Origin of the sequence: Haloarcula salina (assembly GCF_049603855.1) — an archaeon.
GTDB lineage: Archaea > Halobacteriota > Halobacteria > Halobacteriales > Haloarculaceae > Haloarcula > Haloarcula salina_A.
The window spans coordinates 229,552-253,695 of the sequence record NZ_CP187148.1 but is presented as its reverse complement, the minus strand read 5'-3'; the positions used below and the strand labels follow the sequence as shown (position 1 = coordinate 253,695).

General features: G+C 61.8%; 21 protein-coding genes. 7 read left to right on the top strand and 14 right to left on the bottom strand.

All coding sequences use genetic code 11. The features are described from left to right. Positions 1 to 912 precede the first annotated feature (912 nt). Together ACOZ4I_RS18525 and ACOZ4I_RS18520 are read right to left on the bottom strand one after the other, a co-directional pair. On the bottom strand, positions 913 to 2,160 hold the full coding sequence (locus tag ACOZ4I_RS18525; protein WP_424004897.1) for a Cdc6/Cdc18 family protein: 1,248 nt from the start codon (positions 2,158 to 2,160) through the stop codon (positions 913 to 915). A 906-nt stretch (positions 2,161 to 3,066) separates the two neighbouring features. Next, on the bottom strand, positions 3,067 to 3,909 hold the full coding sequence (locus ACOZ4I_RS18520) for a type II CAAX prenyl endopeptidase Rce1 family protein (RefSeq protein WP_424004896.1): 843 nt from the start codon (positions 3,907 to 3,909) through the stop codon (positions 3,067 to 3,069). 179 nt (positions 3,910 to 4,088) lie between these two features. On the opposite strand from ACOZ4I_RS18520, the gene ACOZ4I_RS18515 reads away from it, so the two are divergent. Further along, the gene (locus ACOZ4I_RS18515) at positions 4,089 to 4,745 is read left to right on the top strand and encodes a lactate utilization protein (protein ID WP_424004895.1); all 657 of its coding nucleotides are present in this window, start codon (positions 4,089 to 4,091) and stop codon (positions 4,743 to 4,745) included. 861 nt (positions 4,746 to 5,606) lie between these two features. On the opposite strand, the gene ACOZ4I_RS18510 is transcribed toward ACOZ4I_RS18515, so the two are convergent. Further along, the gene (locus ACOZ4I_RS18510) at positions 5,607 to 6,749 is read right to left on the bottom strand and encodes an ABC transporter ATP-binding protein (RefSeq protein WP_424004894.1); all 1,143 of its coding nucleotides are present in this window, start codon (positions 6,747 to 6,749) and stop codon (positions 5,607 to 5,609) included. A gap of 170 nt (positions 6,750 to 6,919) precedes the next feature. Here ACOZ4I_RS18510 and ACOZ4I_RS18505 point away from each other — a divergent pair, with 170 nt between their 5' ends. The 4 genes from ACOZ4I_RS18505 to ACOZ4I_RS18490 all read left to right on the top strand — a co-directional run bounded on the left by ACOZ4I_RS18505 (position 6,920) and on the right by ACOZ4I_RS18490 (position 10,808). After that, positions 6,920 to 8,287, top strand: a complete 1,368-nt coding sequence (locus ACOZ4I_RS18505) for an ABC transporter substrate-binding protein (protein WP_424004893.1) — start codon at positions 6,920 to 6,922, stop codon at positions 8,285 to 8,287. Positions 8,288 to 8,351: 64 nt separating this feature from the next. After that, on the top strand, positions 8,352 to 9,227 hold the full coding sequence (locus ACOZ4I_RS18500) for a carbohydrate ABC transporter permease (protein ID WP_424004892.1): 876 nt from the start codon (positions 8,352 to 8,354) through the stop codon (positions 9,225 to 9,227). Continuing rightward, positions 9,220 to 10,095, top strand: a complete 876-nt coding sequence (locus tag ACOZ4I_RS18495; protein ID WP_424004891.1) for a carbohydrate ABC transporter permease — start codon at positions 9,220 to 9,222, stop codon at positions 10,093 to 10,095. The genes ACOZ4I_RS18500 and ACOZ4I_RS18495 overlap by 8 nt, the downstream gene beginning before the upstream one ends. Before the next feature lie 2 nt (positions 10,096 to 10,097). Beyond that, the gene (locus tag ACOZ4I_RS18490; RefSeq protein ID WP_424004890.1) at positions 10,098 to 10,808 is read left to right on the top strand and encodes a hypothetical protein; all 711 of its coding nucleotides are present in this window, start codon (positions 10,098 to 10,100) and stop codon (positions 10,806 to 10,808) included. 8 nt (positions 10,809 to 10,816) lie between these two features. Here ACOZ4I_RS18490 and ACOZ4I_RS18485 read toward each other — a convergent pair whose 3' ends face one another. From ACOZ4I_RS18485 to ACOZ4I_RS18445, 9 genes are all read right to left on the bottom strand, one after another. After that, entirely contained in the window at positions 10,817 to 12,145 is a 1,329-nt protein-coding gene (locus ACOZ4I_RS18485) for a sialidase family protein (RefSeq protein ID WP_424004889.1), read from the bottom strand. Between the two features lie 78 nt (positions 12,146 to 12,223). Further along, positions 12,224 to 13,756, bottom strand: a complete 1,533-nt coding sequence (locus ACOZ4I_RS18480; protein WP_424004888.1) for an alpha-N-arabinofuranosidase — start codon at positions 13,754 to 13,756, stop codon at positions 12,224 to 12,226. Positions 13,757 to 14,094: 338 nt separating this feature from the next. Beyond that, complete coding sequence (locus ACOZ4I_RS18475; RefSeq protein WP_424004887.1) at positions 14,095 to 15,543, bottom strand: methyl-accepting chemotaxis protein; 1,449 nt, start codon at positions 15,541 to 15,543, stop codon at positions 14,095 to 14,097. 280 nt (positions 15,544 to 15,823) lie between these two features. Beyond that, positions 15,824 to 16,060 carry a PRC-barrel domain-containing protein gene (locus ACOZ4I_RS18470; protein WP_424004886.1) on the bottom strand — a complete coding sequence of 79 codons (237 nt, stop codon included), beginning with the start codon at positions 16,058 to 16,060 and terminating at the stop codon, positions 15,824 to 15,826. 197 nt (positions 16,061 to 16,257) lie between these two features. Further along, entirely contained in the window at positions 16,258 to 17,424 is a 1,167-nt protein-coding gene (gene arsB, locus ACOZ4I_RS18465) for an ACR3 family arsenite efflux transporter (protein ID WP_424004885.1), read from the bottom strand. Positions 17,425 to 17,430: 6 nt separating this feature from the next. Beyond that, positions 17,431 to 18,273 (bottom strand): arsenite methyltransferase, encoded by an 843-nt coding sequence (gene arsM / locus ACOZ4I_RS18460; RefSeq protein WP_424004884.1) that lies wholly within the window; start codon positions 18,271 to 18,273, stop codon positions 17,431 to 17,433. Then, positions 18,266 to 18,709: a low molecular weight phosphatase family protein gene (locus ACOZ4I_RS18455; protein ID WP_424004883.1), complete on the bottom strand. Its 444-nt coding sequence runs from the start codon at positions 18,707 to 18,709 to the stop codon at positions 18,266 to 18,268. Before ACOZ4I_RS18455 ends, arsM begins: the two co-directional genes overlap by 8 nt. Then, positions 18,706 to 19,104, bottom strand: a complete 399-nt coding sequence (locus tag ACOZ4I_RS18450; protein WP_424004882.1) for an ArsR/SmtB family transcription factor — start codon at positions 19,102 to 19,104, stop codon at positions 18,706 to 18,708. The genes ACOZ4I_RS18455 and ACOZ4I_RS18450 overlap by 4 nt, the downstream gene beginning before the upstream one ends. A gap of 228 nt (positions 19,105 to 19,332) precedes the next feature. Further along, positions 19,333 to 19,602, bottom strand: a complete 270-nt coding sequence (locus ACOZ4I_RS18445; protein ID WP_424005393.1) for a DUF7571 family protein — start codon at positions 19,600 to 19,602, stop codon at positions 19,333 to 19,335. A gap of 180 nt (positions 19,603 to 19,782) precedes the next feature. Between ACOZ4I_RS18445 and ACOZ4I_RS18440 the strand changes: the two genes are divergently transcribed. Continuing rightward, a complete protein-coding gene (locus tag ACOZ4I_RS18440) occupies positions 19,783 to 19,989 on the top strand; it encodes a cold-shock protein (RefSeq protein WP_424004881.1) in 207 nt (68 codons plus the stop codon). Between the two features lie 981 nt (positions 19,990 to 20,970). Beyond that, a complete protein-coding gene (locus ACOZ4I_RS18435; protein WP_424004880.1) occupies positions 20,971 to 21,987 on the top strand; it encodes an NAD(P)-dependent alcohol dehydrogenase in 1,017 nt (338 codons plus the stop codon). On the opposite strand, the gene ACOZ4I_RS18430 is transcribed toward ACOZ4I_RS18435, so the two are convergent. Both ACOZ4I_RS18430 and ACOZ4I_RS18425 read right to left on the bottom strand, forming a co-directional pair. Beyond that, on the bottom strand, positions 21,982 to 22,752 hold the full coding sequence (locus tag ACOZ4I_RS18430; RefSeq protein WP_424004879.1) for an SDR family NAD(P)-dependent oxidoreductase: 771 nt from the start codon (positions 22,750 to 22,752) through the stop codon (positions 21,982 to 21,984). The two genes, ACOZ4I_RS18435 and ACOZ4I_RS18430, sit on opposite strands and share 6 nt — an antisense overlap. Before the next feature lie 77 nt (positions 22,753 to 22,829). Further along, positions 22,830 to 24,128, bottom strand: a complete 1,299-nt coding sequence (locus tag ACOZ4I_RS18425; RefSeq protein ID WP_424004878.1) for a TRAP transporter large permease — start codon at positions 24,126 to 24,128, stop codon at positions 22,830 to 22,832. Positions 24,129 to 24,144: the final 16 nt, after the last annotated feature.

The following is a 24,144-nucleotide window of genomic DNA, read 5'->3' as shown; positions in this document are numbered from 1 at the left end:
GTTTCAGCCTGATCCGAATCCCCGATTCGCGCGTCGAATCACGTCGACGTCACTGTACCCCACTCTGTCCGCTGTTCTATCGCCAGTGTGTCTGGCGGTCGAACACCACTGTGTCCGCTGTTCTCTGGCACTGAGGTCCGAGAATCGACCCCACCGTGTCCGCAGTTGCTCCGAACTGGCCGACCACCCCCACACCACCGTGTCCGCAGTTTTGATGCCACTATGTTACGTTTACTACCCACATATCCGTGGGGGAGGGAATCATAATTACTAGCACAAGCACCAACAACACCACCAGCAACAGCACCACATCCTTTCACCGACGGATTCCCGCACCCGACGGGATTCGGACTCGACGCTGACAGCCGGTTCGGGCGATCGTCGCGTGGACCGCTTCCCTCCCCATCTCACCCCACACTGTCCGCAGTTTTGCGCTGGCATCGGGTCGACCACCCCACGCTGTCCGCAGTTTCGAATCACCGTCTCGTCGACTACCCCCACTCTGTCCGCAGTTACACTCCGGTGTCGCGTAGCCACCCCATCCTGTCCGCAGTTCCGAGACCGGGCAGTCGGTTGCTTCCCGGACGCTACCGTGTGGTTACGAGCGACAGTACGGCCTGTCTTCAGAACATATGAGAGACCGTTCAGATCTCGGTTCCGCCGGGCCAACACCGGTATGTCCGCTGTTCCCCGGCAGGGGGTCCGGCGGTTCCCACACCGGTGTGTCCGCTGTTCCGACACCAGTGTGTCCGCAGTTTCGAGAAATGGAAAGCCGAGGACAGGGTGCGTTCGATCCGGCGGTCTACCCCACCCTGTCCGCAGTTCTGCTCCGTCGAGACAGCGAGAGCGGGGGACACCGGTGCGTCCGCTGTTTCGACACCAGCATGTCCGCAGTTGCTTCCCGTTGGGAAGTCACGTCGGGGATTCGAAGTCAGAGAGCGTCACGTCTCGATCGATGAGATCGGCGACTGACGTGTGGATACCGACGTCGTCGACGGTGTCTTCGAGCGCTGAGAGGATCATCTTCGGATCCATCTCGACCGAGTACTCTCGATAGGTCCCGCCGCGACGGCCCTCGTTGCGTTCGATCGCGGAGATAATCCCCAGCATCGAGAGTTCTCCCAGATGGTCTCGCATACGTCTGGGAACGAGGGGGTCGATACCGGCTTTCTCGGCGAAGTTCGTGTATCGGGGTCGGATGTCTCGCGTTCGGACAGGCGTCTTGCCCTCCTGATCGAGCGTGACCAGCGCGTACACGACCAGGTGGCCGTGCTGAGTCAACCCGGAAATTCCCTCCCGGATCCGTCCGCGTTCGAGGACGTCGCGAGCTTCGCGAACGAGGTCGTCCGAGATCGTGTCGGTTTCCTTATCGCGAGCCAGGTCGCCCGCTTTCATCAGGAGGTCGAGCGACTGTCTGGCGTCACCGGCGTCTTTGGCTCCGTAGGCGGCACAGAGTTCGATGACGCCGTCTTCCAGGACACCTTCGTGGAAAGCAACTTCGGCTCGCTGTTCCAAAATCTTGATCAGTTCGTTCGCGTCGTAGGCCGGGAACTGGATTTCCTCCTCACAAAGGGAGCTCTTGACCTTCGGGGAGAGGTTGTCTCGAAACGAGAAGTCGTTGGAGATACCGATGATTCCGATCTTCGCGGAACTCAGGTTTTCGTTCGCGCGAGCACGCGGGAGTTGATAGAGAATGCTGTCGTCCTGAATGTGATCGACTTCGTCGAGAACGATGTAGATCGTACCGCCACACGAGTCCAGTTCGGTCCAGAGCATGTCGTAGACCGTCGCTCGGGGATATCCGGTCGTGCTGATCTGGTTCGTTTCGTTCCGAAACTCGTTGACGAGACGGGTCGCGATTTGATAACTACTCGAGAGCCCGTCGCAGTTGAGCATCTTGACCGTGAGATCGATGTCCTCGTATTGTGCCGCGTCGGCTTTGAGGTGATCGATCAGATACCGCGTCCCAGCCGTCTTACCCACGCCGGTCTTCCCGTAGAGAAAGATGTTGTTCGGTTGTTCACCGTTGATGACGGGCTGGAGTGCGGCCTTGTACCGATCGAGTTCGGTGTCCCGTCCCACGAGATTTTCGGGCTGGTAATCCTCCCGAAGCGCATCCCGATCAAGATAGATTTCGGTATCTCGTTCGAATATCCCCATTGTATTCGTTGGTACATTAGATAGAAGACACATAAAACCACCCGTGTCCGCAGTGTCCGCAGTGTCCGTTGTTCTGGTGTTTCTTAAATCATAGCGGGACACCCCCACCCCACTATGTCCGCAGTAATCGGTCCAAGGGGTGGGGAGGGGGTGAGAACAAACTCTAAATTTTGGAAAGGTTTATTATAATGGCGTCTGAGTTGGTCCGTAGGCTCAACAACTTTGCCGTAGCTGTAGCGGGCTCGGTACCTAGCAGAGCGCCAGTACATTCTGAAGCACTCCCTTGAAGCAGAAGGAATCGTTCACTCTTCAACCTCACTTCATCCTGACCTTCCTTCCGTCTCCCGTCTACAGATGCTAACACGGACTTCTTCCAGTTGATCCTCCTGTACGGGATTCTCATTCCTTTCCATCCCACCCTCCACTCCTTTCATCGGAGAACTGCGGACACAGTGGGGTGGGAGGGGTCCTTTTGTTCCCCGGATATCCCAGACACCACAATGTCCGCTGTTTCGCTGGCCATCATCTCAAGAACGGCGGACATGGTGGTGTCTCCGAGGAGTCACACCGTCGCTCAGCGCCCCATCTCAGTCAAGCACTTCCCTAGCGGGGGTCTACTCTCGCTGTAGAAATGACACCGTGTCCCGATCCAACACCACAATGTCCGCAGTAATTCTCACTCTCGAATCATCTGAGTTCGCATCATTCCTTGGTTCTGCTATCTCTATGGTTCGTGTCGAGTCTGGACTACAGAGATATCTCGAATGCCTGCACACCAGCATGTCCGCTGTTCCGATAACCACGGACTCGTCCACACCGAGAACTGCGGACACAGTGGTGTCTGTGTGTGGACGGCCCATCGTTCACGTTGGAGCAGTTGCTCGCTCTCGCAACGTGCACCTGCGCTCAGTCGTCTGCCGACGAGAGGCGGTGAGACGCAACTCCGATCGAGCCGTCGGACCTCGTCACTCGACTGGTCACGAATGCGACGGCAACGATGCCGCCGTACTCGACGGCTCCGACCAGAAGGTGGAGCTCGGGCGGGAACTGCACTGTGAGCAGGAACGGCGGCTGGTTCATCGTCGCGTGAAACAGCGCGACCAGCCAGACATTCCGTGTCAGCAGGAAGGCGAGACCGTAGGCGAACCCGGCAAGCGCTAGTCCCGTCAGCGTCGTCGCCAGCCCCGGCCCGAGGCCGTGTCCCGACGCGAACACCCGAGGGAGATGAAAGACGGTGAACAGCGCTGTCGCAGCGGTGACGCCGATGACGATTCTCCGCCGTGTACTGCCACCGGCGACCGAGACGAACTTCGACTGGAGATACCCGCGAAACATCAGTTCCTCTGGAATCGCGGTGAACAGGAGCGAACTTCCGAAGGCCGCGAGATACAGCACCGGGTGAGCGGTCACTCTCGACCCACCGAGTTCGAGCCCGGGAATCCCCACGAGGGCGAGACCGAACGCGAGGAGGTTGTACGCCGTCCAAAATCCGACGACGGGGGTGACCGCAAGCAGGAACGGCCGGGACGGTTCGAGGAGTGACCGCGGCGAAACGCCTTCGACCACGAGTGCACCGACGGCGAGCACACTGAGGAAGACACCCCAGCCGATCCCGAGAAGCGGCGGCGGAGAACCGGGCGGTGAGACGAACAGGAGACCGGACAGAACGGCGAGGGTCAGGAGGTACGTTGCGACGGGGACCAGTGACCCACCTTCGAAACGTGGCGGGTCGATCTTCTCGCGCCACATCGGTCGACGATTTGGGTCACCCGAGTGAAATTGTCTTTCATCCACAGAGATGGTCGCAACCAGTCACCGACTGTCGCGGTCTGACGTCGAGTGACACCGATGTTACTAGCTGACGCCGGTGTCCGCGAGCGGTTAAGAGACTCGCGCAAGTACTCGGATACGTCGAAGCACCTCATTCCATGAGCCAGCAAAAATCAGACTACGTAGACGACGCCGAAATCGACGCAACGCTCGATGACTTGCCGGACGACGACACCATCGAGGAAACGGTCGCCAATCTGGAGGCGAACGGGTTCGAGGTCGTGGTCGCCGACTCGACAGACGAAGCGCTCGAATCGCTCACGTCCCACATTCCTTCAGACGTGTCCGTCATGAACGGTCACTCGACGACGCTCGAAGAGATCGGGTTCGTCGACTACCTGACAGAGGGCGACCACGGGTGGGAGAGCCTTCCGGACGAGATCTGGAGCATCGACGACGACGAGCAGCGCCAGGCCGCTCGTCGAGAGTCACAGACTGCGGACTACTTCGTCGGCGGTATCAACGCCATCGCGGAGACGGGCGAACTAGTCGCGGCAGATCGCTCTGGGAGCCGGATCGGTGCCTACCCCTTCGCCGCCGAGAACGTCGTCATCGTCAGCGGGGTCAACAAAATCGTCCCCACGCTGGACGACGCCCTGGACCGACTGGAGTCCGTCGCGTACCCGCTCGAGAACGAACGAGCCAAGGAGGCTTACGGGGTCGAATCCGCAATCGCCAAACAGCTCATCTTCCGACAGGAACTCGAAGAGGGTCGGACGACTGTCGTCCTGATTCGCGAAGAACTCGGTTACTGAGGACCGAGACACCGATTCGTCCCTGAGAACCGGATTTTTGTCGAGGACGACTGCCTCCGCGTACCGCACTACAATTCCATATGGATGTCGTTCGAGCACCGCTATCAGCCCGTAGAAATGGGTGGTAAATCTGTTAAAAAACATATTGTGGGTAATTCCGTCTAAAATAGTAATACCTGTGGTTGAAAAGTCGGCATTCGACGCAGAGAGATATATTATTGGGGAATTCGGGAATTAAGTTCGAATAACAATATTCAGATGTGCGAAATCACTGAGAAATCAGAACAAATCTTATAATTCGGATATAGATTGCCGAGAGCGATGACAGTCCGTATCGACAGGGCGGTCCTCTCAGTCGTTCGGTCCGCTGTCTCTTAGCTATTCTCGAAACTGATACAGTAATTTTCGAATTGTGTTCCGCAATATGCGCACCCCTCCCGAAATGACGCTCGCGTGTTCTCCATAGTGGAATCCAACACTCGGCCGAATTAAATACGGACATTCGGACGTGGAATTGAAAGGTCGGCAGCGTGCCGAATTAGACGTCCCTGGACGCTTTGAGCGGCGTGGGTTGAAAGAGGCCTATAACATAACACGTGTACTCGTGTTATTGAAGGCGTTCAGAATAACTGAACGATATTTTGAGTAATCGGAACGGTGTCGCTGGCACAGACACTGCTCCGTTCCTGTCACACGGACTCGGCAACGATGGATTCTCGTCCGGTGGGGGCCGGCAATCCACAACAACACGAGGGGGATCAGCGGAAGGAGAAATACCGGGTGCCAGATCGTCGGTCTCAGACCAGTGGCCTTCCGATACAGACCGCTGGGAATCCAGTCCAGCGATGCTCACAAATCCGCCTACTGGGCCTGCTCCGTTGGGGGGATCTCTTTTGCCGGCTCATCCGCTGCGAGAATGTTGATACCGTCGGACTGGCGGAACAGGTGGAGCCGATCTTCGTCGAACGCCAGCGAGAGGTCCTGGTTCGTCTCGGGTTTGACCTCGCCGGGCACGCGGACCCAGCACTCTTCGCCGTCGATGTCCATGTGGAGATAATTGTCAGAGCCGACCGGTTCGCGGACGTCGAGGTACGCACGGATCGTGTTCGGGTGGTCCTCGTCGACGATGGTGATGTTCTCCGGGCGGATGCCGAGAACGAACTCGTCGACGCCTTTCGCGTACTGGTCGATGCGCTCGCGGATCGAGTCGGAGACTTCGTAGGTGAATCCGTTGCCGACCAGCGTCGATCCGTCCAGGCGGACGTCGAACTGGTTCATCGGGGGACTGCCGACGAAATCACCGACGAACAGGTTCCGGGGCTCGTCGTAGATTTCCTCCGGCGTTCCGATCTGCTGGAGTTGGCCGCCGTTGACGACGGCGATTCGGTCCGACATCGTCATCGCCTCTTCCTGATCGTGCGTGACGTAGACTGTCGTGGTGCCGAGTTTGTCCTGTAGTTGCTGGAGCTCCGTCCGCATGTGGAGTCGGAGTTTGGCGTCCAGATTCGAGAGCGGTTCGTCGAATAGGAACACGGACGGCTCGCGAACGATGGCGCGGCCGGTCGCGATTCGCTGTTGCTGGCCACCCGAGAGGTTCCCGGGCCGCTTGTCGAGTTGTTCGGTGACGCCCATCATCTCGGCGGCTTCCTCGACGCGCTGCTGGATCTTCTCGTCGGGGAGATCGGTCGTCAACTCCAGCCCGTAGGACATGTTCTTTCGCGCGGACATGTGCGGATACAGCGCGTAGTTCTGGAACACCATCGCGACGTCCCGATCCTGTGGCTGGACGCCGTTGACGACTCGATCCCCGATTCGGATCGTCCCGTCAGAAATATCTTCCAGTCCCGCAATCATTCGCAGCAGTGTTGACTTCCCCGAACCCGATGGCCCGACGATCGTGAGAAATTCGCCGTCAGCGATCTCGAAGCTCACGTCGTCGACTGCCACGACCTCAGGGTCGCCGTCGTAGACCTTTCGTACGTTCTCGATGCTAACCGTACCCATAGTGCCGTAATTGCCAAGTGGCATAATAATAGTTGTGATTAGAACCCCCGCGCGTGTACAACTACCACTCCTCGGAAGCCCCTCCAGTTCGCATGGTATCGCCCGACAGAACCGGCATGATCTTCCACTACAAATAGACCTATAAATAGTTCAGATTGTAATGGTAGCACATGGTTCAGAAAGCCTCGGGTAGCGAGACCCGTCGAACGTTCATCAAATCGCTCGGTGTCGCTGGAACAGTCGCCCTCGCAGGCTGTGGGGGCAACAGTGGCGGCGATGGTGGCGACGGCGGCGACGGTGGCAGTGACGGCGGAAGCACGGGCGACGGTGGCAGCGAGTCCTACGAGATCACCTTCTGGGAGCTCTTCAGCGGCGGTGAGGGGCCGATCATGGAGAGCATCGTCAACAAATTCAACGAGGAGCAGCCACTCGACACGGACGCCGAAGTCACGATCAATCGACAGCGCACACCGTGGAACGAGTACTACAACAAGCTCTTCACGGCTCTCTCTGGCGGCCAGGCTCCGGATATGGCAGTCATGCACGCCGCGTACCTGCGTGCCTGGGCCGGCGGTGTCGACTCCATCGGTCAGTACGCTGACACTGGTTCCATGCAGAGCGACTACACCGAGAGCCACTGGAACCTCGTCACCGTCGACGGAAACGTGAACGCCCTCCCGATGGACATGCACCCCATCGGCGTCTACTACAACAAGGACCTGTTCGAGCAGGCCGGACTGGACCCGGAGAGTCCGCCGACGAACTGGTCCGAGTTCGAGGCGGCCGGCAACGCGGTCGCTCAGAACACCGACGCGGCCGCGTTCACCCAGTCGCCGTACAACGACGGCTTCGGATCGTTCCGAACCTGGAGTTCGTGGGTCAAACAGCAGGGCGGCAGCCTCTACGACGAGGAGTGGAACCCGACCTTCGACAGCGAGGCCGGGATGAACATCGCTCAGCTCTTCTCCGACATGACCGGCGACATGGGCTGGGCTCCCGCCACGAGCGAGGACACGTGGGGGAACAACGCGTTCCAGAACGGTTCCTGTGCGATGGCCATGAACGGGACCTGGTACGTCGCGGCCCTCTCGGGCGTCGACGACCTCAACTGGGGCTTCTTCGAGCCGACGGTCGGCCCGAACAAGCAACAGGACAAGGTGTGGGCCGACGGCCACTCGCTCGTCCTCCCGAAGAAGGACGGGCGTAGCGACGCGAAATCGGAGATCGCGGCGCAGGTCGCACACTGGATGACCACGCAGAACCCCTCCTGGGGTGCCGAGGCCGGTCACCTGCCCGCTGCAAACAGCATCTACGAGTCCGACGCCTTCCAGAACAGCCCGTACTACGACAAGACGCTCAACAAGTACGTCGAGATGGCGGAAGACGGCGACTACTTCTACCACCCGAAGGTCCCGAACGGCGACCCCAACGCACAGAACTGGTACACCTGGCTCGTCGACATCTGGGCGCACAACTCGGAGCCCGAGGCAGGGGTCCAGTCCGGTATCGAGACGGTCTCCAACGGCATCTCGGAGTAAGTAAACGATGGGGATATCAGAACGAATCTCGGGAGGTGAGACAGGCACGAATCGGAAGACAGTCATGGGACTCCGAAAGGAGACCATCGAGGGCATCCTCTGGTCGATCCCGTACCTCGCCGTGTTCACGGTCTTCCTCGTCTGGCCCGCGGTGAAGGGGCTCTACATGAGCCTCCACACCTACCCGAACAAGTTCGACCTCACGGAGACCGAGTGGGTCGGTCTACAGAACTACGTCGAACTGTTCCAGGATCCGGTGTTCTACAACGCCATGGAGGGGACGCTCCTCTTCGTCGCCATCTCGGTCCCGGCGCTCGTGATCCTCGGGCTCGTGATGGCGCTCGGCGTGAACCGGGACGTCGCTGGAAAGCGGACGCTCCGTGCCATCTACTTTAGCCCCTACGTCCTGACCGTCGCGGTCGTGGCGCTGGTCTGGGGACAGGTGTACTCACAGAGCTACGGCCTGCTCAACTACTATCTCGGCTTCGTCATGGAGAATCCGCCGGGATGGCTCACCTCGCCGGACCTCGTGATGGGCTCGCTCGCCTTCATGACGGTGTGGTGGCTCGTGGGCTTCAACTTCGTCATCTTCCTCGCCGCCCGACAGAGCATCCCCGAACGGCTCTACGAGGCCGCTCGGCTCGACGGTGCGACCGGTTGGCGTGCGTTCAAGGACATCACGCTCCCGCAGATGCGGAACTCGGTCGTGTTCGTCGTGATGGTGCAGTTCATCCTGCAGTTCCAGGTGTTCGCCCAGCCCTACATCATGACCCAGGGCGGCCCGAGCGACTCCTCGGACACGCTGGTCTACTACCTCTACCGGAGCGCGTTCTCCCAACAGCAGTTCGGGTACGGCGCGGCGATGGGCTACGTGCTGGTCGCCATCCTTATATTGATCGCCATCGTCAACTTCAAGGTAATCGGTGATTCCAATGCCTGAATCGACGCAATCGCGGTCGGTCAGCGCCTATCTGACCGGCGACTCCATTCGGAGCGCCCTGTTGCACGTGTTCCTCTACGGGCTCGCGTTCCTCATGGCGGTCCCGTATCTGTACACGATCTCGCGGTCGTTCCAGCCGAACGAACTGCTGCGTGACCCGCGGCCGTACTGGATCCCGCCGCTGGTCGGCGAACCGATCACGTTCGAGCACTACCAGTACCTGCTGGACAACACGCTGGTGGTCCAGTGGACCATCAACACGTTCATCATCGCCGGCGGGGCGACGATCCTCATCGTCGCCATCGACTCGATGATCGCGTTCTCGCTCACCCGACTCGATTGGCCCGGACAGGGAGCCGTCATGGGGATCATCCTCGCGAGCTTCATGGTCCCGTACTACATGAACATCGTGCCCCTGTACCAGATCGTCTCGAACCTCGGACTGATCAACTCCTACTGGGGCGTGATCATGCCGGCCGCCGCAAGTCCGCTCGGGGTGTTCCTCCTCTATCAGTTCTTCAGAGACATCCCGGTGGAGTACGAGGAGGCGGCCAGGCTCGACGGCTTCTCGACGTTCCAGGTCTACACGCGTATCATCCTGCCGCTCGCGAAGCCGATCCTCTCGGCCCTCGCGCTGTTCATGTTCGTCTACAACTGGAACGCGTTCCTCTGGCCCTTGCTCGTGCTGTCGAGTGAGACGGCCTACACGCTACCGATCGGGCTCGTGAACCTCTACCAGGGGAACATCGACACGCCCGGTCTCCACATGGCCGTGGCCATCCTCGGCTCGCTGCCGCTGTTCGTCATCTACCTCCTGTTCCAGGGGCAGATCGTGCGTGCAGTGCAGATGCAGGGTGCGACCGGGTGACCATGAGCGACGGCGACTCCGCGGACGCCACCGTCGGCGTTCACCGCGCGCTCGCGACCGCGGGCCGACAGGTCTATCGCCACCCCCTGCCAATGGTGGCGATCAGCGTCGGGTGGGTCCTCGCGTCCCTCCCGCTTGTCACCATCGGCCCGGCGACGCTTGGCGCGTACAGCGCGGTCCGGTCGGTCCGTGAGGACGGCCGGATCGACCGCGGAGCGGTCAGGGAGACGCTCAGAGCCCACTGGCTCGATGCGGTCCTGTTCAGCGGGCTGTTGGTCGTGTTCCCGGCCATCGCCGTCCTCTATCTCGGTCAGTACGCGGCAACGGGCGCGCCCCTCGCGGGCGTCCTCGGTGCCGTCGGATTCTATCTGGCGTATCACGCCTGGGTCGTCTTCGCCCTGGCGTTCGTCTCGCTCGCTGACGGTGCTGACCCGGTCGATGCCGTCACGGGCGGCTACCGGTGGTCGGTCGAGAATCCGGTCGCGACGGTACTCGTCGGCATCGTCACCGGCACGCTGTTGGTCGTGAGTGCGGCACTGACGATCGCACTCCCACTCGTATTCCCCGCGCTCGCGGCGGCGTTTCACACGGAACTGGTCGCCGCGACGGGCGACGCGTCGGACGGTGACGAAACGGATGCGACCGTCTCACAGGAGCCGTCCGTCGTCGGTGAGGATCGGAGAAACGACTTTTCGACGACGTTCGGACGGTAGCGGGACCGTCAGTCGTCCAGATCTAGCGACTCGACACCGTAACTGATCTCGCACAGCTCCGAGTTGGCCGCGGTCGAGGTCAGCTGGAGCAGTTCGTCGCCGTGTCGCGAGGGGAGCAGCGGCGTCGTCCAGCCGACGAACGTTCGGCCGCCGAGTTCGCTCTCCGTCTCGAAGGATAGCGGGGCGTCGACCGGCTCCCAGTCGCCGCTCCCGTCGAGGTTCGAGTTCGCCAGGATGACCTTGCCGTTCCCCTCCGCGAGGTCGCGGTTCCCGTCGACGAGCTGTTTCCCGGAGACGAGTATCGTCCCGTCTTTCCCGCCGGCGCTGGTCCACGTGACGTAGGGGCCGTTGACGAACCGCCGGCCGTCGGCCGTCGAGACGAGGGTCCCCAAGTCGGTCGGGTCGCCCCAGTCTCGCCCGTCGGGCGAGGTCTTGACGTGCACTTCGCCCCACAGGTGGTCTGGTCCGACGACCTCGTAGGTTATCATGTAGGTGCCGTTGGGTAGCGGGGTGACCGCGGGCATCCCAGGTCGCGACGTCTCGTTCGGAACGGCCGCCACGAACTGTTCGTCGCCCCACGATTGGCCGCCGTCCTCGGAGGCCTTGTACCCGACCAACTGGTTGTAGTCGTCGTCGCTCCCCTGTCGCTCGTCGGCGAAGTAACAGACGAGGTTCCCGTCGGCGTCGAGCCCGAGTTCCGGCTCCCAGACCGGGCTGTTCCCTTCGTGGGGGACTGCAGTCCCGCCCGTGACGACGGTGCTCACAAACTCCCATGACTCCCCCCGGTCGGTGCTGGCGTACAGGTCGATGCTCGTCTCGCCGAGTTCGCCGATCTCTCCCTCGGGAACGTCTGCTGGATCGTCGAGTATCGGGATGGCGTTGCCGGCGGCGAGGACAGTCCCGGCCGGCCACGGACCGACCGCGTGCGGGAGTTCGAACAGGGTCGGCTGGTAGCGAAGCCCCCAGTCCTTCCCGCTCGTGTCGTGAATCTCGGAGAACTTCGACCAGGTCTCTCCACCGTCTGTACTCCGGTAGACGGGGAAGTACGGCTCCGACCCGCCGCTCATCGACGGATAGTACTCGAAGGTCGCGAGCAACTGCTTCTCGCCGCCCTTCCCCGGGCCGTGCTTCAGACGTGTGACGCGCGGATACAGCGACCCGGGCGCGGGCGCTCCCGACGGGGGCGAGTACAGTGTTCCCTCGACGTCAGTCTGTTCGTCCTTGCGTCCGCGGCCCGCGAGGACCCCGGCGGACCCGACGGCACCGACCCCGACGGCCCCGAGAGCGGCGAGGTACTTCCGGCGGCTATGCTGACTAGTGGAATCGCGGTCACTCATAACGCAGTCACGTGTTCACACGCCACTACAATAACTGTACCCCTGCTGTCAGCTTGAAAATGAAAGGTGGCGGCTGCGTTACTCCGTGAGCGTCAGACCGACGACAGAAGCCGGCGGCGCGTCGAACGTGACCGTGCCGTCGCCCTCGTCGTCGACGGACAGGTTCGACCCCTCGAAGGATTCGGCGTTGTCCTTCGTCGAGTACTCCCGGATGTCCTTGCCGTCGAACAGCACGGTGGCCGACTCAACGGACGCGTCCGATCCGACGTCGACGGTAATCGTCTCCGTCTCGTCGTGACGGCGGTTCGACGCCGTGACGAACAGTTCGCCGTCGCCCTTCGAGGCGGACGCCGAGACCATCGGCACGTCGTGGTCCTCTTCCTCGAACGACTCCACGTCGGTGTCGACGCTCGTCTCCAGCGCGGTCTGGCCCACGTGGTTCTCGTAGAGTTCGAACACGCGGAACGTCGGGGTGCGCCACGCGTCCTCCTCGTCGGTCTGGACGAGACACTGCAGGACGTTGACGGTCTGGGCGATGTTCGCCATCGAGACGACGTCAGCGCGGTCGTGGATGAGGTCGAGGACGCCGGCCGTCGCCACCGCGTCCCGGACGGTGTTCTCCTGTTCGAGACCGTTGTCGTTGGTCGCTTCGGGATGCCATGCACCCCACTCGTCGACGATGATGCCGACCTCGTCCTTCGGGACGAAGTCCGAGATGGTCTCTGCGGCCCGGTCGATGTCGCCCGCGATCTTCTCGGCTCGCGCGAACATCTTGTAGTACTGGTCGTCGGAGAAGTCGACGTCGCCGCCGGCCTGGTAGTAGCGGTGGACCGAGAAGTGGTCGAGCAGATTGAACGGGGACCCCATCCCGAGGAAGGTCCCGGGACCGAACTCCATGCCGCCGTTGAGGTTCTCGAAGAAGACACGGTTCCAGTCGTCGGTGAGGTGACCGCAGGCGATGAACTCCGTCGAGTCGGCGTTCATCAGGTTGTCGAAGCCGTTGAAGTAGTTCGCGAAGCGGCGGTACTCGTCGGCGTACTCGTCCGGCGCGAACCGGCCGCCACAGCCCCAGTTCTCGTTCCCGATGCCCCAGTACTTCACTCCGTAGGGCTCTTCCTGGCCGTTCTCACGCCGGCGCTCTGTCAGTTCCGTGTCGCCGTCGTAGTTGCAGTACTCGATCCAGTCGAGGGCCTCCTGGGGCGTGGAGGACCCGACGTTGACCGCGATGTACGGGTCGGTCTCGAGGAGCTGACAGAGGTGCAGGAACTCGTCTGTCCCGAACGCGTTCGACTCCTCGGGGACGTTGTCGCGACCCTGTGTCCACCAGAGGTTCCGGCGGCGCGGACGCTCGTCTCGTGGGCCGACGCCGTCCTCCCAGTGATAGTCGTCCGCGAAACAGCCGCCCGGCCAGCGCAGGACGGGCATTTCGAGTTCCCGGAGCAGTTCGACGGTGTCCATTCGGATGCCGTCTTCCGTCTCGACCCGGTCGTCGTCACCGACCCAAATCCCGCCGTAGATACATCGGCCGAGGTGCTCGGCGAAGTGGCCGTAGATGTTCTCTGAGATCCGATCGATAGTCTCGCCACCGCTGACGCTAACTTCGCTCGACATACGTTTTTGAATCCACGCCGGCTCGTATAACTATTGTGCTCGGCAACGGGTTCCGGTCTCGCTCACCGTCGTCGGCCCGGTTATCGCTGGCTGACTGACTGGATCGCCCTGCGATCTAATTCCGACATAGGCCGGTTTCGCTCGTCGACAACGCTATCAGCGACGTATCGAGCCGGAGTGACCGCCTACCTATCTGAATAAGAACGATGGCTGGTTATATATAACGACAATCTCGAATCCCGATACGAAATATTGTATATCTGGGACCAAAACCAATCTCAAAGCGCGATCTACGTGTATATATCTTACTTAGTCTCGGAAATGTAGGTGTATTCCCTCTATCCGGTCTTGTCCACGCGTTCGATGACGGCTCCCTCGTCCGCGCTGGTCGTATCAATCTGTTCGACGGTCGCTTCGAGGTCCGCGATAGCTCCCTGGATATCGGAGACGAGACCGGCCTGTTCCTCGTTGACGGCGGCGATGGTCTCGACCTCGTCTGCGACCTGCTGGGCCCGGTCGCTCGCGGCGTCGACCATGCTCGCCACTTCCTCCGTCCGGACGGCCTGATCGTCGGTCGCCTCGGCGATGTCCTCCATACCGGTGGAGGCGTCGTTCACGACGTCGACGATCTCCTGCTGGTTCTCGACGAGGTCGCGGATCGCCTCGGTGCTGTTGCGGAGTTCCTCGGTCACGGATTCGATGCTCTCGATGGTTTCGTCGGCGTCCGAGCGGGTCTGGCTGATGATCTGCTCGATGTGCTTGGACTCGGACTGCACCTCGTTGGCGAGAGATTTCACCTCGTCAGCGACGACGGCGAACCCGCTCCCCCGTTCGCCGGCGCGGGCAGCCTCGATGTTGGCGTTGAGCGCGAGCATGTTGGTCTGGTCGGCGATGTCGTTGATCACGTCGACGATGTCTTCGATCTCGGAGACCTGTTCGGCGAGCGTGTGCGTCTTCGTGGCCACGTCGTCGCTTCGCTCCGCGATGTCTTCCATCCGGTCCACGGCGTCGCTCCCAGCTTCGGTGCTCTCGACTGCGAGTTGTTCCGCCTCCTCGGACCGGTCGTTGATCTCCTTCGCCGAGGAGGCGATCTCCTCGACAGTCGCCGAGAGTGATCCGACCTCACTCGCGACCTCCTCCATGTTGTCGGTCTGCTCGCTGGCTAGTTCGTCGGCGGTTTCGATGGCTTCCTCGACGCGTTCTGTCGCTTGTGCTGCTCGTTCAGTGCTGGTCGAGACCTCCTCTGAGACCTGCTCTTGCGCGTCGGTGATCGTCTGCTGTTGTTCGACCAGGGCCGTCACGTCGGTCGTCGTCTCGAACCCGCCGATGATCTCCCCGTCGGGATTTCGAAGCGGAACGCCGCTCGACCGGACCCACTTCTCGCCGTGGGCGGTCGGAATCTGTCGGTATCCGGATTCGCGTCGGGACGACCCCTCGCCGGCCACGGTCTGTGCGAACGTCTCCTCGTGCTCCGGAATCGGGAACGCGTCGTAGACCCACTCCCCGAGCACGTCCTCTTTCTGGAACCCGAGCACCGCTTCGGCCGCGGAATTGTAGTACGCGATCTGCTCGTCGCTATCGATGATGAAACCGAACTGTGGGAACTCCTCTACCACTTGCTCGAAGAGGCCGCGCCAGTGATCCCGCTCGTAGCGCAGGCGTTCCGTCTCGTCTTCGATCTCGGCTGTAGGGTGGATACTGCCCGCAGATTGGTATTCGGTTGCTCCGTCGCTCGGCCGGTCTTTCTCGCCAGACCGGTCGCGCCGTTCTCGTGAGGTTTCCGACATGGCTCCCAGTTCACAGACGGGAATAATAAGCACGACTCTGTGAAAACCATATTTGATATCTATCTTATCAAATAAACTTAGTTTATGTATGATGGCCGGAACTCCCGCCGGCAGAATGCCCATCTCGTGCTAGAAAACGGCGTTTGAGTATGATTAATGGGTATATAAAGTATTAGATAATTGGACTAGCAACTGATAGCGACCCGGCGTATGGACGATCGAGTCGCTAGCGACCCTGTACTCTAACGGGAGGCTGACGGTTGGCGACCGTCGTTCGGGGTCAAGCCGGCGGCGAGATGATCAGGTGATCTTCGACCGTCTCGAGCACAGCCGCTGGGAGCTTGACGCGACCGTTTTCGTTGGCCTCGATACCGAAGACCTCCGGCCGTTCGGTATCGATGACGAGTGTCTGGAGGGAACCCGATTCGGGGTTAATTATCACGTTGTGGACGTTTCCGACTTCACGGCCATCTGAACTGACCACACGCTTGTCGGAGAGGGTGCTTGCGAGGACCATATCAGATTTACAGAGTATTTCTAATTAAATCCTTTCACTACTCGGCCGACGGTGTTTCGAACCGGCTCCGGGGGACGTGCTCGACGACCGCCAGTTCGGCGGCAAACGGAACGACAGCTTCGAGGATGACCACGGCGAACGACACACGAGCCGCGTGTCTGGCGGCGACTGAAAGACGCAGATCGCGCTGCCAGCGCTTACTCTTCGCCGGGAACGGGCCGTGACGAAGACGCAGTCTGCCCGCTCCGGGTCGTCTCACCCCAGTCCAACCGCCGCTGGAAATACAGCGCGACGTTGACTAACGCCAGCAGCACCGGAACTTCGATCAACGGGCCGACGACCGTGGTAAACGCCACGCCCGAACCCACGCCGAACACCGCGACGGCGACGGCGATCGCCAGCTCGAAGTTGTTCGAGGCGGCGGTGAATCCGACGGCGGTCGTCGTCGAGTAATCCGCACCGATCCCCCGACCCATGCCGAAGCTCACCAGGAACATCACGACGAAGTAGATCGTCAGCGGCACGGCGATCAAGAGCACGTCCCCGGGTGACGCGACCATGGTTTCGCCCTGCGTGGCGAACATGACGATCACCGTGAACAGCAGCGCGACCAGCGTCAGCGGGTCGATTTTCGGAACGAGCACGTCCTCGTACCACTGCTCACCCTTCGCCCGGATGCCGACGTACCGAGTCAAGAACCCACCGACGAACGGAATTCCGAGGAAGATAACGATGGCCTGGAAGACCTGCATCGGCGTGACGTCGAACGTCTGAATCCCGGCGACGAGCGTCTCCATGCCGAGCAACGGGGGCAGGACCAGCCCGAAGAACCAGACGTACACGCCATACGTGAGAATCTGGAAGAGGCTGTTGAACGCGACGAGCCCGGTCACGTACTCGGTCGAGCCCTCGGCGAGTTCGTTCCAGACGAGCACCATCGCGATACAGCGAGCCATCCCGATGAAGACGAGTCCGAGGAAGTATTCGGGGCGTGCCGGCAGGCCGGGAACGAGTCCGCTGAAGAAGACGATTGCGAGCCCGACCATGAGGGTCGGCCCGATGACCCAGTTCTGGATCAGGCTCAGCCCGAGGACGCGCCAGTTGCTGAACACGGTCGGGAGACGCGAGTAGTCCGCCTTCGCCAACGGCGGATACATCATTAGAATCAGTCCGATCTCGACGAGGTGGAGGTCCTGAATCGGTCTGGTCACGGAGGGGGCGACGAACCCGAGTCCGACGCCGACCGCCATCGCACTGAAGATCCAGACGGTGAGGTACTTATCGAGGACGTCCATCGACTGCGGATCGCCGCAACTCTCACAGCCACAGTTCGGTCCGTGTTCGTGGGTATCGACGGCACTCATCGGTGGTTACTCCGGTTTCCGGCCAGTGATGTTCGCCGCGACGAGGAAGTCGCTCACGTCGTGTTCGTCGTCCCACTCACGGATGAATCGGTCACTGTCGTCTTTCGGGGCGATGTCTACCTGTTCGAAACCGGCGTCGTCGAGCATCTCTCGGAGGCGGTCGATGGTGGACGCTCCGGCGACACAGGCGGCAACAGAATCGGGGTCGGCACGGAGTCCCGCCGGCACGTCGGCGGTGACGACCACGTCCGAGACGGCGAGTCGGCCACCGGGTCGAAGCGCTCGAAACGACTCCCGGAACACCCGCGGCTTGTTCGGGGAGAGATTGATCACGCAGTTCGAGATGACGACGTCGACGCTCTCGTCTGCGACCGGGAGGTGTTCGATCTCGCCCAGCCGGAAGTCGACGTTCTCGCTCTCGTTTTTCGCGGCGTTCTCGCGTGCCTTTTCGACCATTTCCGGCGTCATATCGACCCCGATAACCCGGCCCGACTGACCCACTTCCTGCGCCGCGAGGAAGCAGTCGAAGCCAGCCCCGGAACCGAGGTCCAGGACCGTCTCGCCCTCGGATATCGACGCGAGTGCGTGTGGGTTCCCACAGCCGAGCCCGAGGTTCGCCTCGCCGTCGACGCTCTCGACCGCCGCCGTCGAGTAGCCCAGTTGCGTCGCCGTCTCGGCGGTGCCCTCCGACTCGGTGGTACCGTCGGTGCAACAGCTATCCGAGGAGTCGCGCCCGTCCGCTTCCGCCTCGGTTTCCGTCGCAATCCGCGCGTACCGTTCACGGACGATCCGCCGTTGCGTCGCCGGGTCGAGTGACTCGTCGGTCGCCGTCGGCTCCGAATCAGACATCCTGGGCCACCTCCTGTTCGACCTCGTCGAAGAGCGCACGTACTCGCCGTCGGATCTCGTCACGGATTGCACGCACCTCGTCGAGGTCTTTTCCATCGGGGTCGTCGAGTGCCCAGTCTCGAACGTCGACCGCCGTGTCGTCGGCGTCGAGTTCGAGCGTCGAGCAGCCCATCGTCGCCACGTACGCACAGGATTCGAGTTCCGCTGTCGTGATCTCACGCGGGGTCCGGTCGGACAGGTCGAACCCGTCCTCGGCCATTACTTCGACGACGACGTCGTGGACGTGGTCCGCGGGGTGGGTCCCACCAGTGCGGATTTCGACCTCGTCTTCCAGCCCTCGCTCTCGTCGTTCCTGTTCGGCGAAGGCGGTCGACATCTGGCTTCGCCCAGCGTTCTGGACGCACATGAACGCCACTCGAATCGGAGCCTGACTCATCGTGCGCTCTCCCTGGTCTCGTCGAGTGCGTCCGTGAGGGCGACCGCCCGGTCGGTCGCTTCGTAGTATCGCCAGGTTCCGTCCTTGCGGCGCGAGACGAGACCTGTCTCGTACAGATCCGAGAGCGCGTGACTCACCGCGCTGTCGCTGACATCGACGACAGGCGTAATTTCACAGACGCACAGCTCGCGGTCGGCAGCGATCAGGAGCCGAACGATCGTGTAGCGAGTGTCGTTACTGAGCGCCTTGAGTGCCGCCTGATCCCGAGCGCTGTCTGCCGGGAAATCGCTCACGTGACGCTTGAGCGTTGCAACTCGGCCTTCGATATCGCTGGCGCAACACTCGCCCTCTTGATCGGCGATCAACCGCTCCAGTCGGTCTGTCTGTTGGCTCATAACTGATTGATTGAACATACACTCAGATAGCTGTTGCGATTCCCAGCACGTGGCGCAGTCGAGGCTCCCTCGAGAACTTGCAGTACGCTCTCCATCGCCGCAAGCTATCGTACCAAGTGAAGCGAGTTACACACCGGTCCCATCGCCGCCGGGCGATCGGGTCGATGATCGCGACGAGCGCCTATCGGACGGTGAGGCCTCCAAAAAATGTTCGAGCGGGGGCGCCGTTCAGGTGGACCGGTTGCCACGCGTCCAGCTTGGGTCGTGGCCAGTGCGGTCGATAAGGTCAGACCGACACGCCGGGCAGTAGTCGGGAGTGATCGATTCGCTTCGGGGAACGTACACCGCATCGCCGCACTTCACGCACGCATTCGGGACGATGGTCGCGCAGTCCGCGCAGATGTTGAAGTCGTCAGCTGTGAGTTCACGCAGGGGTTCGAGTTGTTTATCCAGGAGATACTCGTCGATGACCGTCTGACAGCTGTGACACGGTTTCATGGCGATGCATGTCACACCTGGTGACCACACGGTAAATATCTGCCTCCGAAATCGAACTACGTCGGGGCCTCCGATCGAGGTGTACTCGCGACCGATCTTTCAGGTGTGTCTCCGCCGGCCGGTCGTGGTAACCCGACCCTCGGAAGTGTTATCCGCCAAAGCCGACTACAGTTGTTTGTAATGGCAAACGGTAAGGTTGATTTCTTCAACGACACAGGCGGCTACGGGTTCATTTCGACTGACGACGACGAGGTTGACGACGACGAGGACGTGTTCTTCCACATGGAGGACGTCGGCGGGCCGGACCTCGAAGAAGGGCAGGAAGTCGAGTTCGACATCGAGTCGTCCCCGAAGGGGCCCCGCGCGACGAATCTCGTCCGCAAATAACGATTGAGTTCGTCCGTCGTTCGTAGCGATGGATGGCAATTCGTTCTTTCAGTTACCGTCTCTGAGCGACAGGAGTGTGGGTCGGGCGTAGCGAGAACGTTGTCAGCGACGCGTAACGTGACTCATTGGCGACCCTGCGCTGAGCGCTGGTTCGACGGGGGTCGGACGAGATACGAAAGGCCAGTCAGACCGATCAACAGAATCGCGACGGGGGACCGGTATTCGAAGGGACAGTGCCGGGACAGCCCGACACTGGGTGGTAGGTTGGGGGTGGCGGATAGGCACCGAAAGTGGACATGGGCCGGTGCCTGTTTCCGTGTTACCCGGCTCACCGATTGATTGTTCTGGCTAATTGTTTAGCCCCCTCCAGCGAAAGCCGGCACATCTACATGGCAGATACCGGGTGAACGTCGGCAACGACAGTCCGTACGACGAGCAGGTCGATCGCCGTCGTCAACAGGTGGACGGGCGGGTCCGTCGACGGAGCCTCCCGGTCACTGCCACCAGCAAGAGCGCCAGCGTCCCGAACGGCGCGAGCGCGATGACCGTGGGTAACAGCGCTGCTGTTCGCGGTCGGGGCCCGAATCGGTCTCGGCAAACGAGGATGAAGCGCCGGTGGCTCCTGTTGCAGCCGGCGGAGTAGTCTCGATTCGTCGACACCAGCGATAGCTGCGATGAAAGAACCATTTCCATCGAATGTGGCCTCAATCATACGCACTATTAGACTATCTGTGTTTAATATTCTAGATCCGCCCTCTCCTACGCTAATTACAGATCAAAATGGCTACTCTTGGAATTAGTATCAACTAAGTATGGACATAAGTCCAATCTTCAATCATATGACGCCCCATCCTATCTCCTTTCTGTGTGGAAGATCCCGCTGAATTGAAGTTCTCGACGGCGGTTCCGATGACAGCCACCACAAACGGTAAGTACGAGTTCGCTGAACCGATTAGTATGCGAGCCTGTGAACTCTCAGCCGTGGGTGAATTCTCCCACGTCGAGCGAGAGCGACCGAGTATCGAAGCGGACGAGGTTCTGGTCCGTATCGACCGCGTGGGTATCTGCGGATCGGACATCCACTACTACCAGAACGGGGAGAACAGCGGGAACGTCGTGGACTTTCCCCACGTCCTCGGCCACGAGTCTGCCGGGACTGTCGTCGAAGTCGGCGACGACGTGAGCGGAGTGGCCGCGTCCGACCGCGTGGCCATCGAGCCCGGACTCCCCTGCGAAGACTGCGCGTACTGCGAGAACGAGGACACGTACCACCTGTGTGAGGACATGGAGTACATGTCGTCGCCGCCGACAGACGGCGCGCTCGTCGAGTACGTCGCCTGGCCGGCGCGGTACGTCTACCCGCTCCCGGAGTCCGTCTCGCTCCGCGAGGGCGCGCTGGTCGAACCGCTGAGTGTCGCCATGCACGCCTGCGAGCGCGCCGGCGTCTCCGACGGGGACTCCGTGCTCGTGACCGGCGGCGGCCCCATCGGACAGCTGGTCGCCGAGGTCGCGATGGCGCGAGGCGCGGGGCCGCTCGTCCTGACGGACGTCGTCGCCGAGAAGGTCCGACTCGCCGAAGAACGGGGCGTCGACTTCGGCGTCGACGTCACCACAGACGACCCGGTCGACGTGATCCACGAGGAGGTCCACGAGAACGGCGTCGACGTCGCCATCGAGAGTTCGGGTGCCGAGGTCGCCATCGAGACGACCACCGACGCGGTCACGCGCGGCGGCGACGTCGTGTTCGTCGGGGTTCCCATCGACGCTTCGCTGCCGACCGACGTGGTCGGGCTCATCGGCGACGAGTACGACTTCCGCGGGTCGTTCCGATTCAGCAACACCTACCCGGACGCTATCGAGGGCATTCGGACCGGCCGCTTCGACGTTGACGGGATCGTGAGCTTCGAGCGCGGCTTCGACGAGACGCAGGCGGCGTTCGACGATGCGGCCGACCCCGAGAGCGTCAAGGGCGTCGTGCGGGTCAGCGACGAGCTATAGCGAACTGTCGTCGTAGCCGCCGTCGACCGTGATCATCTCGCCGGTGGTGAACGACGCCGCGTCGCTGGCGAGATACACGGCGGCACCGGCGATTTCCTCGGGCGCTGCGACTCGCTCCATCGGCGTCCGGTCGTCGATCTGGGCGCGGAGGTCCGTCCCTTCTTCGAAGGCGTCGCCGGCCAGCGGCGTGACGACGAAGCCCGGTTCGATGGCGTTGACGCGGATCTCGGGGCCGAGGTCGGCCGCTGCGGCCCGCGTGAGACCGTTGACGCCGCTCTTGGCCGCGCAGTACGCCGGTCGCTCCTCGCGGGCCTGCCCGGCCGACATGGACGAGATGTTGACGATGCTCCCCGCCTCCATCTCCCGGCCGAAGACCTTGCACGCGCGGAAGACGCCGGTCAGGTTCGTGTCGATGTCGAGTTCCCAGTCGTCCATGCTCAGTTCCGTGACGGACCCACGCCCGACGGAGCCGGCGGAGTTCACCAGCACGTCGATGTCCCCCAGCGCGGCCGACGCCTCCTCGTACAGCCGCTCGATGGAGTCCATATCGCGAACGTCGCAGGTGACCGCCGTGGTCTCGGCACCGCGCTCGCGCAACTCCGCGGCCGCTTCCTCGACGGCGTCCTCGTCACGGCTCGTCGCGACCACGTCGGCCCCGTCGTCCGCGAACGCGAGCGCGATCGCCCGACCGATACCGCTCGTCCCGCCGATGACGACGGCCGATTTGTCCGCCACACTGACAGTCTGCGCTGCTGTTTCGCTCATACGATGTGAGTATCCACGACCCAACCTGTTACTCTTACGGTTGTCCGGTCGAGAGGGAAAGGAGAAACTTCAGAGCGTCAGGCGAGTCCCATCACGCGCGGGAGCCACAGCACGACGCCCGGGAAGACGATGGCCAGGACGAGCGCGACGAGCAGCGGGACGTAGAACGGGATCATGTTCTTCGTGATCCGTTCGAGAGAGACGCCAGTGACGGCGTTGAGGACGAACAGGATGACGCCGAACGGCGGCGTCAGCAGCCCGATCATCAGCGTGATGATCATCACGACGCCGAAGTGGATGGGACTGATCGCCGTCTGCTCGATGATGGGGAGGAAGACGGGCGTGAGGATGGTGATCGCCGCGATGGTCTCCAGCATCAGGCCGACGACGAACAGCACGCCGGCGATCAGCAGCAGGATGACGAGCGGGTCCGTCGAGACCGTCGTGACCGCCTCGGCGAGCACCTCCGGCAGCTGCGCGCGCCGGATGAGGAACCCGTACAGCGAGGCGGCGGCGACGATGAACGTGAGTGAGGCCGTGCGCGTCATGCCGTCCTCGAAGCTCTCGATGACCTGATCCAGCGTGAGGGCGTCGTAGAAGAGCGTCCCGATCAGGAGCGTGTAGAACAGCGCGACCGCGCCCGCTTCGGTCGCGGTGAAGAGTCCGCCGAGGATCCCGCCGATAATGAGAATCGGCGTTCCCAGGGCGGGGAGCGCCCGGTAGGCGGTCCGACCGATCTCGCCGACGGACCACCAGTCGCCGCGGTCGTAGCCGCGTCGGTTCGCGTAGATGGCACACAGAATCATCAGTCCGACGCCCATGATGAGCCCCGGAACGAGGCCGGCGATGAACAGGGTCCCGATGGACACCTGCGCGATGACGCCGTAGATGATCAGCGGGACGCTCGGCGGGATTATCGGCCCGATGATCGACGAGGAGCCGGTCACGGCGACGCTGAACCCCTCGTCGTAGCCCTCCTCGCGCATCGCGCGGTACTCGATCGCGCCCAGTCCGGCCGCGTCCGCCGCGGCCGTGCCGGTCATGCCGGAGAAGATGATGCTCGCGATGATGTTGACGTGCGCCAGCCCGCCGCGGATCGGGCCGACGAGCGCCTTCGCGAAGTCGAAGATCACGTCGGTGAGCCCGAGCGCGTTCATCAGGAGCCCGGTCTGAAGGAACAGCGGGATGGCGAGCAGGACGAACGAGTTGCTCCCGCTGACCATCGTCTGGGCGACGAGGAGCGGTTCGAACGGGATCGAAGTCGTCCACATGAGGATCAGGCTCGTCAGGCCCAGCGCGTAGACGACCGGAGTCTCGAACAGGTAGAGCGCGAGCAGGACGCCGACGAACAGCGTGAGGAGCACGATGTCGGCCATCAGGCGCTCACCTCCA

Excerpts from the sequence above, each read along its gene's own strand:
- ACOZ4I_RS18525 (WP_424004897.1), bottom strand. The coding sequence starts at position 2,160 with ATGGGGATATTCGAACGAGATACCGAAATCTATCTTGATCGGGATGCG.
- ACOZ4I_RS18520 (WP_424004896.1), bottom strand. The coding sequence starts at position 3,909 with ATGTGGCGCGAGAAGATCGACCCGCCACGTTTCGAAGGTGGGTCACTG.
- ACOZ4I_RS18515 (WP_424004895.1), top strand. The coding sequence starts at position 4,089 with ATGAGCCAGCAAAAATCAGACTACGTAGACGACGCCGAAATCGACGCA.
- ACOZ4I_RS18510 (WP_424004894.1), bottom strand. The coding sequence starts at position 6,749 with ATGGGTACGGTTAGCATCGAGAACGTACGAAAGGTCTACGACGGCGAC.
- ACOZ4I_RS18505 (WP_424004893.1), top strand. The coding sequence starts at position 6,920 with ATGGTTCAGAAAGCCTCGGGTAGCGAGACCCGTCGAACGTTCATCAAA.
- ACOZ4I_RS18500 (WP_424004892.1), top strand. The coding sequence starts at position 8,352 with ATGGGACTCCGAAAGGAGACCATCGAGGGCATCCTCTGGTCGATCCCG.
- ACOZ4I_RS18495 (WP_424004891.1), top strand. The coding sequence starts at position 9,220 with ATGCCTGAATCGACGCAATCGCGGTCGGTCAGCGCCTATCTGACCGGC.
- ACOZ4I_RS18490 (WP_424004890.1), top strand. The coding sequence starts at position 10,098 with ATGAGCGACGGCGACTCCGCGGACGCCACCGTCGGCGTTCACCGCGCG.
- ACOZ4I_RS18485 (WP_424004889.1), bottom strand. The coding sequence starts at position 12,145 with ATGAGTGACCGCGATTCCACTAGTCAGCATAGCCGCCGGAAGTACCTC.
- ACOZ4I_RS18480 (WP_424004888.1), bottom strand. The coding sequence starts at position 13,756 with ATGTCGAGCGAAGTTAGCGTCAGCGGTGGCGAGACTATCGATCGGATC.
- ACOZ4I_RS18475 (WP_424004887.1), bottom strand. The coding sequence starts at position 15,543 with ATGTCGGAAACCTCACGAGAACGGCGCGACCGGTCTGGCGAGAAAGAC.
- ACOZ4I_RS18470 (WP_424004886.1), bottom strand. The coding sequence starts at position 16,060 with ATGGTCCTCGCAAGCACCCTCTCCGACAAGCGTGTGGTCAGTTCAGAT.
- arsB (WP_424004885.1), bottom strand. The coding sequence starts at position 17,424 with ATGAGTGCCGTCGATACCCACGAACACGGACCGAACTGTGGCTGTGAG.
- arsM (WP_424004884.1), bottom strand. The coding sequence starts at position 18,273 with ATGTCTGATTCGGAGCCGACGGCGACCGACGAGTCACTCGACCCGGCG.
- ACOZ4I_RS18455 (WP_424004883.1), bottom strand. The coding sequence starts at position 18,709 with ATGAGTCAGGCTCCGATTCGAGTGGCGTTCATGTGCGTCCAGAACGCT.
- ACOZ4I_RS18450 (WP_424004882.1), bottom strand. The coding sequence starts at position 19,104 with ATGAGCCAACAGACAGACCGACTGGAGCGGTTGATCGCCGATCAAGAG.
- ACOZ4I_RS18445 (WP_424005393.1), bottom strand. The coding sequence starts at position 19,602 with ATGAAACCGTGTCACAGCTGTCAGACGGTCATCGACGAGTATCTCCTG.
- ACOZ4I_RS18440 (WP_424004881.1), top strand. The coding sequence starts at position 19,783 with ATGGCAAACGGTAAGGTTGATTTCTTCAACGACACAGGCGGCTACGGG.
- ACOZ4I_RS18430 (WP_424004879.1), bottom strand. The coding sequence starts at position 22,752 with ATGAGCGAAACAGCAGCGCAGACTGTCAGTGTGGCGGACAAATCGGCC.
- ACOZ4I_RS18425 (WP_424004878.1), bottom strand. The coding sequence starts at position 24,128 with ATGGCCGACATCGTGCTCCTCACGCTGTTCGTCGGCGTCCTGCTCGCG.